We start from the raw sequence: 14,049 nt of genomic DNA, 5'->3' as shown, positions 1-14,049 counted from the left end.
CGGCACTCTTGGGGCTTCCTCCAGGCCGGGTCGCGGATGCTACGAAATGGATCTGGATCGATTGCAGATGAGAGCCTCTGCGGCCTAACGTGACGCATATGCAGTCCTACACCATTGGGCATCGACCGCGCCTGAACGCGGCCCCGCGCCCAAGGAGCCCCTGCCCATGACCTCGCCCCTCCTCTCCCCCGGCCGTCGTGCCGCCTCCGCCGTCCTGACGGCCGGACTGCTCGTCTCACTCACGGCATGCGGTGGCAGCGGTACCGACGGCGCCGCGAAGTCCACCGAGTCCACCGAGTCCTCCGCGGGCGCTCCCGCGGCCCGTCTGACGGTGCTGGCCGCCGCCTCGCTCACCGACGTGTTCAAGACCGCCGGCGCCGCCTACGAGAAGAGCCACCCGGGCACCAAGGTGTCCTTCTCCTTCGCCGGCTCCCAGGAGCTCGCCGCCCAGGTCGGGCAGGGCGCTCCCGCCGACGCGCTGGTCACCGCCGACACCCGGACTATGGACGGGCTGCGGGCCGACACCGGCACGCCGACCGTCATCGCCAGGAACCGGCTGGTCATCGCCACCGGCGAGGGAAACCCGAAGAAGGTCGACGAGCTGAAGGACCTCGGCGACCCCGGGCTCAAGGTCGTGCTCGCCGCCCCCGAGGTCCCTGCGGGCCGGTACAGCCGGCAGATCCTCGACGCCCAGAAGATCCCGGTGCGGCCCGTCTCGCAGGAACCGAGCGTCCGGTCCGTCCTGAGCAAGGTCGAACTGGGCGAGGCCGACGCCGGTCTCGTCTACCGCACCGACGCGGCCGGCGCCGCCGACAAGGTCGACGCCGTCGAGATCCCCGACGACCGCAACGCGATCGCCTCCTACCCCGCCGCCACCCTGAAGAGCTCGCGCAATACGGAAGCCGCGGCGGCGTTCGTGGCCTGGCTGAACACGCCCGAAGCGCAGAAGATCCTCCACGACGCCGGCTTCCAGAAGCCCTAGGGAAGACGCCGAGGAAGCAGCGAGAAAGCCCGGAACAGCGATGACACGCCTCGCCCGCCGCACACCCGGCCGCCCCCGCACCCCGATCGCGCTCGCCGTGCCCGCGCTGCTGGCCGTCGCGTTCCTGCTGCTGCCGCTGATCGGCGTCCTCGCCCGTACGGAGTGGGGGGAGCTGGCCGGCCATCTGACCGGCCCCGGCACCGTCGAGGCGCTGCGCCTGTCGCTGATCGTCTCGTTCTGGGCTCTCGGCCTCTCCCTGCTGCTCGGCGTCCCCCTGGCCTGGCTGCTGGCCCGCGTGCCGTTCCGCGGCAAGGCGTTCGTCCGCTCACTCGTCCTGCTGCCGATGGTCCTGCCGCCGACCGTCGGCGGGGTGGCGCTGCTGCTCGCCTTCGGCCGCCGCGGGCTGCTCGGGCCCTGGCTGGAGAGCACCTTCGGCGTCACGCTCCCCTTCCACACCTCGGGCGCGGTCGTCGCGGCGACCTTCGTCGCCATGCCGTTCCTGGTGATCAGCCTGGAGGGCGCCCTGGGCGGGCTGCGGCCGGGGTACGAGGAGACGGCCGCCTCCCTCGGAGCCTCACCGCTCCGGGTCTTCCTCACCGTCACCATGCCGATGGTCGCCCCGGGTCTGGCCGCGGGCGCCGCCCTGACCTGGGCGCGGGCGCTCGGCGAGTTCGGCGCCACCATCACCTTCGCGGGGAACCTGCCCGGCACCACCCAGACCTTGCCGCTCCAGGTGTATCTGCTGCTCCAGGAGGAGCCCGCGGCGGCGACCTCGGTCTCCCTGCTGCTGCTCGCCATCGCGATGGCGGTGCTGATCGCGCTGCGCGGCCGGTGGACCGGTGGCGCCCCGGAGGCCCGGCCCGCGCCCGCCGCCCCGGGCCCGGCCGTGGCGGAACCGGCTCCGGACGCCGACGCCTCTCCCGTCGTACGGCCGGAGGAGCGCTGGGCGCTGCACGCGGAGGTCACCGGGTTCACCCAGCTCGTCCTGGACGCCGAGCCCGGCACCACGATCGCCGTCGTCGGCCCCAACGGCGCCGGGAAGACGACTCTGCTGCGGGCTCTGCTGGGTCTCACGCCGCGGGCCCGTGCCGCGCTCAGGCTCGGCGGGGACGACGTGACCGCGCTGCCCCCGCACCGCCGGCAGGTGGCCTGGGTGCCGCAGGACGGCGCCCTCTTCCCGCATCTGACCGCGCTCGCCAACACCGCCTACGGACTGCGGGCCCGTGGCGTGCCGCGCGCCGCGGCCCGGCGCGACGCGCGGGAGTGGCTCGACCGCCTCGGCGTCGGCCACCTCGCGCACCGCCGTCCCGCCCAGCTCTCCGGCGGCCAGGCGCAGCGGGTCGCCCTCGCCCGCGCGCTCGCCGCCCGCCCCCGGCTGCTCCTCCTCGACGAGCCGCTCGCCGCGCTCGACCAGACCACCCGGGCCCATGTGCGGCACACCCTGCGGACCCATCTGTCCGGCTTCGGCGGTGTCTGTCTGATCGTCACCCACGATCCCGTGGAGGCGGTCTCGCTCGCCGACCGGGTCCTGGTCCTCGAGGACGGCCGCACCCTCCAGGACGCCTCCCCCGCCGAGGTCTCCCGCCACCCCCGGTCCCCGTGGGTGGCCAGGCTGCTCGGCCGCAACGCCTGGCCGGGCACGGCCACCGCCGACGGGCTCGCGCTCGCGGACGGGGGCGGGGGCGGCCTGGTCGCCGCCGAGCCGCTCCCGCCCGGGACGGACGCTCTCGCGATCATCGCGCCCGAGGCCGTCTCCGTCCACCGCGAGAAGCCCGGCGGCAGCCCCCGTAACGTCTGGCCGGGCACCGTACGGGAGATCACGGCGAGCGGCAGCAGGCTGCGGGTGCTGATCACGTCCGAGCGGGTACCGTCGCTCGTCGCGGAGATCACCCCGCAGGCCGTGGCCGAGCTCGGTCTTGCGGACGGCGTGCCCGTCTGGACCGGCGTGAAGGCGACCGAGGTGACCCTGGTGGCCCTGTGAGGCCCGGGCGGAGGCGCGTCGGGCGGGTCAGTAGACGTCCCGGACGTACCGCTTGTCGGCGGCGAGCTGCTTGACGTACACGGCGGCGGCCTCCTCGTCGAGGCCGCCGTGTGCGACGGCGATGTCGCGCAGCGCCCGGTCGACGTCCTTGGCCATCCGCGCCGCGTCGCCGCAGACGTAGAAGTGGGCGCCCGAGCGGAGCCAGGACCACAGCTGGGCGCCGTGCTCCCGCATCCGGTCCTGGACGTAGACCTTGGCGCGCTGGTCCCGTGAGAAGGCGGTGTCCAGGCGGTCCAGGGTTCCGTCGGCGAGCAGGGCGGTGAGCTCCTCCTCGTAGAGGAAGTCGGTGGCGCGGTGCTGTTCGCCGAAGAACAGCCAGTTGGGGGCCGGGTGGCCGAGGGCGCGGCGCTCTTCGAGGAAGCCGATGAACGGGGCCACTCCGGTGCCGGGGCCCACCATCACCATCGGTGTGGCGGAGTCCGCCGGAGGCCGGAAGTGCGGGGCGGCGCGGACGAAGACCGGGACCGTGGCGCCGGGTTCCGCATCGGCGAGGAAGGGTGAGCAGACGCCCTTGCGGGGGCGGCCGTGACGGTTGTCGTACCGGACGACGGAGACGGTGACCGACACGCGGTGGGGGTCGGTGAGCGGGCTGGAGGAGATCGAGTACAGCCGGGGCTGCAGGCGCCCCAGCACGTCGGCCCACTCCTGCGCGCCGGCGCGCACGGGGTGCTCGGCGATCACGTCGACGGCCTGCCGGCCCCAGGACCACTGGGCGAGCCCGTCCTTGTTGTCGGGGCGCAGGAGCCGTCTCAGGTCACGGTCTCCGGTCCGCTCGGTGACGAAGCCGAGGAGGGCGGGGGTCAGGCGCGTGATGTCGAGGTGGCGGTGCAGGGCCTCGCCGAGCGGTACGGCGTCCAGGCCGGGGAGTTGGACGGGCTCCGCCGCGTCCAGGCCGGTGACGGCGAGCCATTCGGCGACCAGCTCCGGGCAGTTGACGGGGTGGACGCCGAGGGCGTCGCCGGCTTCGTGGAGGAGCGGGGTCTCGCTCCCGCTGGTGTCGAAGGTGAACCGCCGTATCTCCTTGCCCGCGCCGGGCAGGCTCAGCAGCCGGTTGCCGGTGAGGCGGGCGAGCACGGTGGCGGGCCTGGGTCGGCGCGCGCCCGCGGTGGGCACGGGCGCGGGGACCACCGGCTGGTCCGTGAGGCCGGTGGGGCCGGTGAGGCTGGTGAGGACCTGGTCGAGCCAGGCGTGGGCGGAGGGTTCGTAGTCCGGTTCGCAGTCGGTACGGGGTGCCAGGCGTACGGCCCCGAGTTCGTCCAGCCGCCGGTCCAGGCGCCGGCCGTGCCCGCAGAAGTCGGCGTAGGAGGAGTCTCCGAAAGCGAGGACGGCGTACCGTCGCCCGTCCAGGCGCGGGGTGTCGTGGGCGGCGAGCGCGTCCCAGAACCCGGATCCGTTGTCGGGCGCGTCACCGTCGCCGAAGGTGCTGGTGATCAGCAGCAGATCGGCGGTGGGCGGCAGGGTGCGGAGGTCGGTGCCGTCCATGGCGGCGAGCTCGGCCCGGTACCCGGCCGACGTGAGCCGTTCTGCGGTGGCGGCGGCGAACTCCTCCGCGTTGCCGGTCTGCGAGGCCCACAGCACCACGACCTCGCGGCCCGCCTCGGGCGCGGCGGACGCGCCGGTGACCGCGCTGTCCGGCGTACGGGAGTACAGACCGGCGAGGACGCCGTTCACCCACTGGGCGTGCTCCTCGCTGAACGGCGCGCCAGGAGGCAGGACGGGGACGCCCGGTGCGCCCGATTCCAGGCCGGCCAGGAAGCCGACGAGGTAGCGCCGCTCCCGTTCGGAGAGGACGGGCGGCGGCACGGGGGCGAGGCCGAGGACGGCGGCGGGCCCGGCCGGCACGACGGCGCTCGGTGGAACGGTCGTGGTGAGCGCCCGGTCCTCCTCGGCGGCGGGGGCCTTCGACAGGGCGACGGCGCAGACCTTCAGCTCGGGCTGGAAGGACAGGGGGTCGACCGCGTCGCTGGTGACGGCGTTGACGCTCAGCTCCTCGCCGTACAGGTCGTTCCAGTGGAACGGGGCGAAGCAGCAGCCCGGCGCGACCCGGTCCGTGACGACGGCCGGGAGCACGGCCCGGCCGCGCCGGGAGACGATCGCGACCGGGTCGCCGTCCGCGACGCCGAGCCTTTCGGCGTCGTCGGGGTGCACCTCGACGAAGGGCGCGGGGTTGAGCTTGTTGAGCTTGGCGACTCTGCCGGTCTTGGTGAGGGTGTGCCACTGATGCTGGAGGCGACCGGTGTTGAGGACGAACGGGTGGTCGTCGTCGGGCATCTCGGCCGCGTCGATGTGCGGGCGGGCGTGGAAGACGGCCCGGCCGCTCGCCGTGGGGAAGACGGGTCCGGCGCCCTCGCCGCCGACGTACCGGATCGGGTTGCGGGCGGGGCCGTCCATGGTGGCGGCGGGCCACTGCACGGGGGTCGCGCGCAACCGCTCGTAGGTCACCCCGCCGAGGTCGTAGCCGGTCTTCGGGTTCCGGGCGAGCTTGATCTCCTCGAAGACCTCTTCGGCGGTGTCGTACGCGAACGCCTTCTCGTACCCCATCGCCCGGGCGATGCGGGTGATGATCCGCCAGTCGGCGAGGGCTTCGCCGGGCGGGTCGGCGGCGGGCTGGGCGAGGGTGAGGCCGCGCTCGCTGTTGATCAGTACGCCCTCGGTCTCGGTCCAGAGGGCGGCCGGCAGGATCACATCGGCGTACGCGTTGGTCTCGGTGTCGGCGAACGCGTCCTGGGTGATGACCAGTTCGGCGGCGCGCAGACCGTCGACGACGGTACGCCGGTTGGCGACGGAGGCGACCGGGTTGGTGCAGATGATCCAGCAGGCCTTGATCTCCCCGTCCGCCATCCGCCGGAAGAGGTCGACCGTGCCCCGGCCCGAGCCGTCCTCGCGGAGCGTTCCGGGGGTGAGGTCCCACAGCTCCTCGACGAAGGCCCGGTCCTCGGCGACCAGTACCGAGCGCTGGCCGGGGAGGCCGGGGCCCATGTAGCCCATCTCGCGGCCGCCCATGGCGTTGGGCTGGCCTGTCAGGGAGAAGGGGCCCGAGCCGGGGCGGCAGATCGCGCCGGTGGCCAGGTGCAGGTTGATCAGGGCGTTGGTGTTCCAGGTGCCGTGGGTGGACTGGTTGAGGCCCATGGTCCAGCAGCTGGTCCACTCCCCCGCCGTGCCGATCCAGGCGGCGGCGGTACGGATGTCCTGCTCGGGTATGCCGGTGATCTCGGCGACGGTGGCGGGCGGGTAGTCGGCGAGGAAGGCGGGCATCGCCTCCCAGCCCTCGGTGTGCGCGGCGATGAAGGCGGGGTCGGTGTGCCCGTTCTCGTACAGCAGGTGGAGCAGGCCGTTGAGGAGGGCGAGGTCTGTGCCCGGCCTGATCCGCAGGAAGAGGTCGGCCTTGTCGGCGGTGGCGGTGCGGCGGGGGTCGACGACGATGAGCTTCGCCCCGGCCTTGACGCGCTCCATCATCCGCAGGAAGAGGACGGGGTGGCAGTCGGCCGTGTTGGAGCCGATGACGAGGAAGACGTCGGCCTTGTCGAAGTCGTCGTAGGAGCCGGGCGGGCCGTCGGCGCCGAGGGACAGTTTGTAGCCGGTTCCGGCGCTCGCCATGCACAGGCGGGAGTTGGACTCGATCTGGTTGGTGCCGAGGAAGCCCTTGGCGAGCTTGTTGGCGAGGTACTGCGCCTCCAGGCTCATCTGGCCGGAGACGTAGAGCGCGACGGCGTCGGGGCCGTGCTCGTCGACGATCGCCCGCAGCCGGCGGGCGGTGTCGGCCAGGGCGCGGTCGGTGTCGGTGGGGACGGGCGCGGCGTCGCGGCTCTCCCGGACCAGCGCGGTGGTCAGCCGGCCGGGTGCGGCCAGCATGTCGGCCGTGGTGGCGCCCTTGGTGCAGAGCCGTCCGGCGTTGGCGGGGTGGTCCTTGTCGCCGGTCGCCTTGAGGACGGTGCGGCGGCCGTCGGGGCCGGTGGCGATGTCGAGGAGCATGCCGCAGCCGACACCGCAGTAGGAGCAGACGGTCCGCACCCGGGCGGTGTCGGCCCGCGGGGTCGGCGTGGGGTGTTTCGTCACCGAGGGCCTCTCTGTGGAACCGTTCGGACCCCGACGGTAGGCAACGCCCGTTACATCCGTGTCAACCGGGCCGATCATGATCGGTAACGCTGGTCACACATCCGTGCGCGGGCGTGTGTGAGCCCTCCCGCGTCGCCCCTGACGTGCGGGGAAAAGCGGCGGCGTGCGGCAGGCGAGTGTGTCAGGGTACGGACCGAACCGTCCACGCGACCTGGAGCGTTCCATGGCGATACCGGCCCGGCTGACCCCTCTGCTCGACCAGTTCGACTTCGCGCGGGAGCGGCTGACGCGGCGCATGGCCGGACCCTTCGTGGACAGCGGCAACGGCACGGACGTCGAGGTGGTTCCGCTGACGGACGAGGAGTACCTCTGGGAGCCGGTCCCGGGGTGCTGGTCCGTGCGCCGCCGTGCGGAGGGGCCGGGGCCGCGCGCGACGGCGCTGACCGGTGCCGGCGAGTGGGGCCGGGACACGGCTCCCGCGCCGCACCCCGTGCCGCCGCCGTTCACGACCATCGCCTGGCGGCTGAGCCACCTGAGCGAGCTGCTGACGCTGCGGGCGGACCACACGGTGGGCGGCCACCGGCTGACCCGCGACGACTACGAGAGCCACGGGGACGCCGCCGCGGCGATCGCGGCCTTCGAGGCCGGCGCGCGGGCTTGGCGGGAGGCCCTGCTCGCGGCGGACGACACGGCGCTCGACACGGTGGGGCACAGCACGTATCCGCACGGCAGCGACCCGGAGGACGCCTTCGTGGACATCGTCTGGTGGGTCAACCAGGAGCTGCTGCACCACGGGGCCGAGATCGCGCTGATCCGTGATCTCCACCGGGCGCGGCGGGGCTGACGGCTCCCTGGCGGGGCGTTTCCCCCCGTGGGACGATTCCTGTGGAGTAACGAGGAACAACCACAAAGAGGGCGAAATGTCTGCCATCAAGGAAACCATCGACATTTCCCGTAGCCCCGCGGAGGTCTTCTCCTACATCGCCGACCCCACGCACCTGCCCGAGTGGCAGGAGAGCGCGGTCTCGGTCCGCCGGATCAGTGAGGCGCCCCTGGGGGTCGGTTCGAAGGTCGCGGTCACCCGGCGGCTCGGGCGGCGGGAATTCTCCACCACCATGCAGGTCATCGAGGTCGATCCGCCGCGGTACTGGCACGTGCACGGCATCGACGGCCCGGTGCGCGGCGACATCCAGGGCAGGATCGAGCCGCTCGGCACCGGCGAGCGCTCACGCCTGACGCTCGCCGTCGACTTCGAGGGTCAGGGCATCGGCAAGGTGCTCGTGCCCCTCATGGTCAAGCCACGGGCCCGGAAGGAGATCCCGAAGGACGAGGAGAACCTCAAGGCCATTCTGGAGCGCGGCGTCACACCCTGACGGCATGAGCCACGCGACCCGGACCATCATGGCCGGACCATCATGGGCAGGCCCGGACATGACAGTCCCCGGTAGTCCGTCACCGTCACTCCGGGTTTTCGGCCGTCGCCGAAAGCTCGGAGCCCGGGAGTTCTACCGGGGGCCTGGCCAGAGCCAGCGAGTGGGTCACGCGGGACGGTGAACGTCTCCACCGTCGAGTGCGGCTCGCTCTGGTTTTCTGGTGTATTTGAGATTTTCCTCCCTATTTGCCCTACGTCAAGACCCCCAGGCCTCGAACTCGTAGATTCGTGCGGCGGCGTCGCCGGTCTGCGTGGGCCGGGTGATCTCCAGGCGGATGTGGCGGGCCGTGAGGGTCACCGGGTGGGTGGTGGTCGCCGCGGTGTTGCCGGTGACGTTGGCGGCGGTGGTCCACGGGTCGGCGGTGGAGCCCCGGACCTTGATCGCGAAGTCGCGGGTGTTCCAGGCGGTGTCCTCACCGCCCGCGCCCGCGTGCCGCACCACGAAGCGGTCGAGGGTACGGGTCGAGCCGAGGTCGACCTCCAGCCACTTGGCGGTCGTCGTCGTGCACCACTTGTCGGCGTTGCCGCCGGAGACACTGCCGTTGACCGCCTTGGCCGGTGTCTCGGCGGCGTTGCACCGGCCGGACGCGGTGGCTGGGCGGTTCAGCGCGAGATTCGTGTCGGTGGCGCTCGACCAGGCGACGGTGGTCGTGGCGGCGGGCGAGCGGCCGTACTCGGTGGAGACCGCCTCGACGTCGAGGGTGGTCGTGGTCTCCGACCCCGCCCGGTCGAGCCGGGGGACGAAGTAGGCGTCGTTCGGCGTGCCGCCCAGGAAGGTGCGGGTGCCGTCGGCGTTGCGCCGGAACACCTCGTAGTGGTGCACGGAACCGGCCGCGGACGCCGGAGCCGTCCAGGTCAGGCGCAGTGACTTCCGGGCGGGGCCGGCGTCGGCGGTGCCGAGGACGGTGACGCCGGTCGGGGCGGTCGTACGGTCCACCGTGCCGTCGTAGACGGCGATCTGGCCGATCCTCACGTCGTACGAGGGGTCGGAACCGGACGCCCGCAGACCGATCTGGGCGATGGTCCGGCCGTGGTGCGCGGAGAGATCGAAGGTCCTGCGCTCCCAGCCCGTGGTGCTGGTCGAGCCGAGGTCGAGCGTGGTGAACGTGGTCGGCGCGTCGGTGAAGGAGACGGCGGCCTGGAGCCGGGTGGGTCCCGCCGTGGGCGTCTTGACGACCGTCGACAGCTTGGTGTCGGCGGCGACCGGGAGCCTCGTCTGGTACAGCCGGACGGTGTTGACGGCGTCGAGGGTGCCGGTCAGGCGCAGGGAGGAGCCGCCCTCGTAGGCGTCGGTGAAGTCGATCGAGGGGGTGAGGCGGGTCCCCGTGGAGTCGACCAGCCAGCGGTAGGTGGGCGGCACGTCCTGGAGCGAGAGGTTGTTCCACCCGGACGACGAGACCCGTACGCCCGCGGAGTGGAAGAAGTCGCCCTGCCCGGCGCCGAAGGAGGTGACGAACGGTTTGGCGGTGACGGCGGACGACTCGGGGACGTAGTGGGCGAGGCCCTTCCAGGCGGAGGTCGTGGTGGTGTCGGACGGGTCGCCGTTGGCTCCGACCCAGTAACGCGACTCGCGGGCGTGGGAGTCGGCCCGGCCGGCGGAGGAGGTGTGGGTCCACTCGGGGCGGTAGATGCCGAGGGAGGTGACGTGCGGTTTTCCGGCGGGGAAGACGGAGGCCCAGGGGACGGAGGTGTGGTAGCCGTTCGCCTCGGTGTCGATGCCGGAGAACAGCTCGTACTCACTGCGGCCGAGACTCCGCGCGAGGGTACGGGAGGAGTCGAGGCCCGAGGCGCTCCACCCGAAGTCGAGGAACATCGAGTCGGAGGTGCGGCGCGTCCCCTCCTGGAGGAAGGAGTCGTTGGCGGAGGTGAGGGCGTCCTGCCAGCTCACCGCGCCGGACTCGGTCATCGCGTCGTACCACATGAACTCGATCGGGCCGAGCCCGCGGGCGTAGCGCATCTCCTCGCGCAGCGCGGTCGCCAGGGCGGCGTCGCCGCCGGCGGTCTCCTGGTTGATGAACCAGCCGTCGAAGCCGTAGTACTGGGCGACCTGCGCGAGCTTGTCGGCGACCGGGAACCTGCCGCCCGACTTCTGGGCGAAGTCGCGGACCCACTGGATCTGTCCGCCGTAGGCGGTGGGCGGGAAGAAGACGGTGCCGTAGACCTTGACGCCGTTGCGGTGGGCGGCGTCGATGACGGTCGCGTTCGGGGCGAGGATGAGGCCCTCACTGGCGGAGCCGCCCCAGAAGACGAGTTTGTCGATGTACTGCCAGTGGCCGAAGGCGTAGTAGTGGGGGTTGTCCGAGCCCTGCGAGGGGTTGTTCGAGGTGGGGCCGAAGGAGACGAGGGAGGCGATCTTCCCCTCGCCCGGGCGGGCGTTGGCGTTGGCCTTCAGGGCGGGGTCGGAGACGCGCGGCCGCAAGGGGACGCGGGAGCGGTTGAACCGCGCGTCGGGGTCGGTGGCCGGGTCCCAGTCCAGGAGGGTGTTCGGGTGCCAGTACGAGGCGTAGGGCTGGTCGCCGGCGGCCTGTACGGCGGCGCGTGCCTCCGACGTGTAGGGGGTGAAGGGGGCGAGGCCGAGCAGGGCGGCGATCAGCGCCGCGCTCAGCAGGAGGGGGAGGTGTCGTCTCATCCGATGCTCCGGTCCAGCGGGAGGGTGGGGGTGCTGGGCGTGCTGGAGGTACTGGTGGTGCGGATGACGCGAAAGAACGGGCTGCGCGTGGTGCGTGTGGCGCACATGGTGCAGGAGGTGCGCGTGCTGCGCGTCGTGCGCGGCGGTGCCGTGTCGAGGCCCGGCCGGTCGGCCGGGGTCGTGCTCGATGGGCTCGGCCGCTCGGCCGGGTCCTGCTCGGTCGAGCCTCCGCCCGGGCTCGGGGCGGCCAGGCTCGCCCGATCCTCGGCGGCCCCGCCCGAGCCCGGGCCGGTCATGCTGTGCGGCCGCTCCGGGCCCGCCCAGGTGCGCGATCTCCGCGCAGTAACCGGCCGTCTCGCCCCGGGAGGCTAAACGGCTTTAGTCGACCGGGTCAAGGGGCCGGTGGTGCCGTGCTCTCGCGGACCGTGAGCCGCGGCGTGGGGTTCTTGATGTCGCGCGCGGTCCCCGGGTCGTCGACGACCGCGAGGAGCGCCCGCGCGACCTGCTCGCCCAGCGCGAAGGTGTCGCGGGAGAGCGCGGTGAGCGAGGGGTGGACGATCCGGGCGAGCGCGGAGTCGTCGAAGGAGACGATCGACAGCTCGCCCGGGACCGCCACGCCCATCTCGCCGGCCACCCCGAGTCCGGCGACCGCCATCACGTCGCTGTCGTAGATGATCGCCGTGGGTCGCTGCGGGCGGGCGAGCAGCGCCCGGGTGGCGGCGGCGCCCTCGGCGTCGCTGAAGTCGGTCGGCAGCGACACGGCCTCGGTGAGACCGAGGCGGCGGGCGCTGTCCCGGACGGCGCGGATGCGGCGCTGGGTGTGCTGGAAGGCGGGGAGTCCGGCGAGGTGCGCGATCCGGCGGTGGCCGAGCGCGGCGAGGTAGTCGACGATCGAGACCATCGCCTCGCGGTCGTCCGCCCAGATGCTGGGCAGGGTGCCGTGCCGGCCGGGCCCTCCGATCACCATGGCCGGGACGCCGAGCTCTTCGAGGACGGGGATCCGGGGGTCGCGCACCTGGAGGTCGACCAGGACGAAGCCGTCGACCCGGTGTTCGGAGGTCCAGCGGCGGTAGACGTCGATCTCGGCGGCCGTGTCCTCGACCACCAGGAGCTGCAGCGCCGTACCGCGCGTCGAGAGTCCGGCCTGCAGTCCGCTCAGCAGCTGGCTGAAGAACGGTTCCAGACCGATGGTCCTGGCCGGTCGGGCGATGACCAGCCCGACCGCTCCGGCCCGCGCCCCGCCCAGGGCGCGTGCGGCGCTGTGCGGGCGCCAGTTCATCTCCTCGGCGACGCGCAGGATCCGCTCGCGGGTCGCCTCGCTGACCCCCGGCCGTCCGTTCAGCGCGAACGACACCGCGCCCTTGGACACGCCGGCCCGCCGGGCGATGTCGGCGATCGTCGGTCTGCCCACGCGGCGCCCCTTCCGTCACACGCGTCCCCGGCACTCCCGCGCGCGTTCTTCGCACTCCCTTGACAGCGGAGTCTAGCGGGAGCATAGTCCCCCATCGCTAGACCGGTTTAGTAGCTCCGCCTTAGTAGCTCCGCCTTAGTAGCTCCGCTTCCCCCGTCGAACAGATCAGAACAGACCGGGAGATCTCTCAGATGCGAAGAAGCCACTGGATACGGATGGCCGTGGCCGCGGTCGCGGCGGCGGCGCTGGCGGGCTGCGGGCTCGGCGACCCGAGCGGCACCGACGGCGGGGACGCGGCCGGCGGCGGCGAGGTGAAGGGCAAGGTCTCGCTCCAGACATGGGCCCTGAAGCCGAAGTTCACCGCGTACATGGAGGGCGTGATCGACGCCTTCGAGAAGAAGCATCCCGGTGTCCAGGTGGAGTGGCTCGACCAGCCCGGTGAGGGCTACTCCGAGAAGGTGCTCAGCCAGGCGGCCGGCGGAAGCCTGCCCGACGTGGTGAATCTGCCGCCCGACTTCGCCCTGCCGCTGGCGAAGCAGCGCATGCTGCTCGACGTGGCCGCCGCCGACCCGAAGCTGGAGGCGGACTACGTCGAAGGCGGCGTCGACGCCTACCGCTTCGCGGGGCACACCGGCGTCCACGGCTACCCCTGGTACCTCAACACCGACGTCAACTACTGGAACGCCGAGCTCCTCACCCGCTACGGCCTCGACCCCAAGAAGCCCCCGGCCGACCTGGACCAGCTGATCGCCGCGGCCAGGACCGTCAAGCGGGAGTCCGGCGGCTCGGTGTACCTGATGAGCCGCAAGCCCGGCTTGATGGACTTCGCCAACGCGGGGGTGAAGCTGATGTCCGACGACGGCAAGAGCTTCACCTTCAACACCCCCGAGGCCGCCGCGCTGCTCGACACGTACCGCGCGGCGTTCAAGGAGGGGCTGCTCCCCCAGGACGTGCTGACCGAGACGTACGCCGGGAACACCAAGCTGTTCAACTCCGGGACGGCCGCCTGGACCACCGCCGGCGGCAACTACATCACGTCCCTGGCGACCGACAACCCGAGCCTCGCCCCGAAGGTGGTCTCCTCCCCCGCCATGGGGACCCCGCCGCTGTACGTCCAGGGCCTCTCGGTCTCCAGAGCGACCGAGAACCGGGCCACCGCCCTGGCGCTGGCCCGGTGGGTGACCAACGCCGGGAACCAGGCCGCCTTCGCCCGCCTCACCAGCATCTTCCCCTCGACGAAGGCCTCGTCGGACGACGCGTACTTCAGCAGGAGCGACGGGACCAACGCGGGCGATGCCAAGGTCACCGCCTTCACCTCGCTCGCGGGCGCCCGGATGCTGGAGCCCGTGCAGGCCAACGACGCGATCAAGACGGTCGTCAACCAGCAGATCGCGCTCGCCCTCAGCGGCCAGGCCGGCTCCAAGGAGGCGCTGGACACGGCGGTCGCCCGCTGCAACCGGATGCTCAAGGACTGAGAACCGGCCCCCGTGCGGACGGG

9 protein-coding genes are annotated in these 14,049 nt (G+C 72.6%); 6 read left to right on the top strand and 3 right to left on the bottom strand.

The window, feature by feature from the left end:
- The first annotated feature begins 166 nt into the window (after nucleotides 1-166).
- Together modA and ACIRB4_RS17380 are read left to right on the top strand one after the other, a co-directional pair.
- The gene (modA, locus tag ACIRB4_RS17385) at nucleotides 167-982 is read left to right on the top strand and encodes a molybdate ABC transporter substrate-binding protein (protein ID WP_403292097.1); all 816 of its coding nucleotides are present in this window, start codon (nucleotides 167-169) and stop codon (nucleotides 980-982) included.
- A gap of 40 nt (nucleotides 983-1,022) precedes the next feature.
- Nucleotides 1,023-2,963, top strand: a complete 1,941-nt coding sequence (locus ACIRB4_RS17380) for an ABC transporter permease (protein ID WP_403292095.1) — start codon at nucleotides 1,023-1,025, stop codon at nucleotides 2,961-2,963.
- Between the two features lie 27 nt (nucleotides 2,964-2,990).
- On the opposite strand, the gene ACIRB4_RS17375 is transcribed toward ACIRB4_RS17380, so the two are convergent.
- Nucleotides 2,991-6,995 (bottom strand): molybdopterin-dependent oxidoreductase, encoded by a 4,005-nt coding sequence (locus ACIRB4_RS17375; RefSeq protein WP_403292405.1) that lies wholly within the window; start codon nucleotides 6,993-6,995, stop codon nucleotides 2,991-2,993.
- A gap of 307 nt (nucleotides 6,996-7,302) precedes the next feature.
- Between ACIRB4_RS17375 and ACIRB4_RS17370 the strand changes: the two genes are divergently transcribed.
- Entirely contained in the window at nucleotides 7,303-7,923 is a 621-nt protein-coding gene (locus ACIRB4_RS17370) for a DinB family protein (protein WP_403292094.1), read from the top strand.
- Between the two features lie 76 nt (nucleotides 7,924-7,999).
- Entirely contained in the window at nucleotides 8,000-8,452 is a 453-nt protein-coding gene (locus ACIRB4_RS17365; RefSeq protein ID WP_403292092.1) for an SRPBCC family protein, read from the top strand.
- A gap of 255 nt (nucleotides 8,453-8,707) precedes the next feature.
- On the opposite strand, the gene ACIRB4_RS17360 is transcribed toward ACIRB4_RS17365, so the two are convergent.
- The gene (locus tag ACIRB4_RS17360; RefSeq protein WP_403292090.1) at nucleotides 8,708-11,140 is read right to left on the bottom strand and encodes a discoidin domain-containing protein; all 2,433 of its coding nucleotides are present in this window, start codon (nucleotides 11,138-11,140) and stop codon (nucleotides 8,708-8,710) included.
- Between the two features lie 39 nt (nucleotides 11,141-11,179).
- On the opposite strand from ACIRB4_RS17360, the gene ACIRB4_RS17355 reads away from it, so the two are divergent.
- Entirely contained in the window at nucleotides 11,180-11,512 is a 333-nt protein-coding gene (locus ACIRB4_RS17355; protein ID WP_403292088.1) for a hypothetical protein, read from the top strand.
- A gap of 19 nt (nucleotides 11,513-11,531) precedes the next feature.
- On the opposite strand, the gene ACIRB4_RS17350 is transcribed toward ACIRB4_RS17355, so the two are convergent.
- Nucleotides 11,532-12,551 (bottom strand): LacI family DNA-binding transcriptional regulator, encoded by a 1,020-nt coding sequence (locus tag ACIRB4_RS17350; protein WP_403292087.1) that lies wholly within the window; start codon nucleotides 12,549-12,551, stop codon nucleotides 11,532-11,534.
- A gap of 191 nt (nucleotides 12,552-12,742) precedes the next feature.
- On the opposite strand from ACIRB4_RS17350, the gene ACIRB4_RS17345 reads away from it, so the two are divergent.
- Nucleotides 12,743-14,026 (top strand): ABC transporter substrate-binding protein, encoded by a 1,284-nt coding sequence (locus tag ACIRB4_RS17345; protein ID WP_403292085.1) that lies wholly within the window; start codon nucleotides 12,743-12,745, stop codon nucleotides 14,024-14,026.
- Nucleotides 14,027-14,049: the final 23 nt, after the last annotated feature.

The sequence above is a fragment of the Streptomyces sp. NPDC093600 genome, from assembly GCF_044764755.1.
Classification (GTDB): domain Bacteria; phylum Actinomycetota; class Actinomycetes; order Streptomycetales; family Streptomycetaceae; genus Streptomyces.
The sequence above is the reverse complement of the archived record's forward strand: the minus strand, read 5'-3'. Positions and strand labels throughout refer to the sequence as shown.

Coding starts and splice junctions, on each gene's coding strand:
- modA (WP_403292097.1), top strand. CDS start 167: ATGACCTCGCCCCTCCTCTCCCCCGGCCGTCGTGCCGCCTCCGCCGTC.
- ACIRB4_RS17380 (WP_403292095.1), top strand. CDS start 1,023: ATGACACGCCTCGCCCGCCGCACACCCGGCCGCCCCCGCACCCCGATC.
- ACIRB4_RS17375 (WP_403292405.1), bottom strand. CDS start 6,995: ATGCTCCTCGACATCGCCACCGGCCCCGACGGCCGCCGCACCGTCCTC.
- ACIRB4_RS17370 (WP_403292094.1), top strand. CDS start 7,303: ATGGCGATACCGGCCCGGCTGACCCCTCTGCTCGACCAGTTCGACTTC.
- ACIRB4_RS17365 (WP_403292092.1), top strand. CDS start 8,000: ATGTCTGCCATCAAGGAAACCATCGACATTTCCCGTAGCCCCGCGGAG.
- ACIRB4_RS17360 (WP_403292090.1), bottom strand. CDS start 11,140: ATGAGACGACACCTCCCCCTCCTGCTGAGCGCGGCGCTGATCGCCGCC.
- ACIRB4_RS17345 (WP_403292085.1), top strand. CDS start 12,743: ATGCGAAGAAGCCACTGGATACGGATGGCCGTGGCCGCGGTCGCGGCG.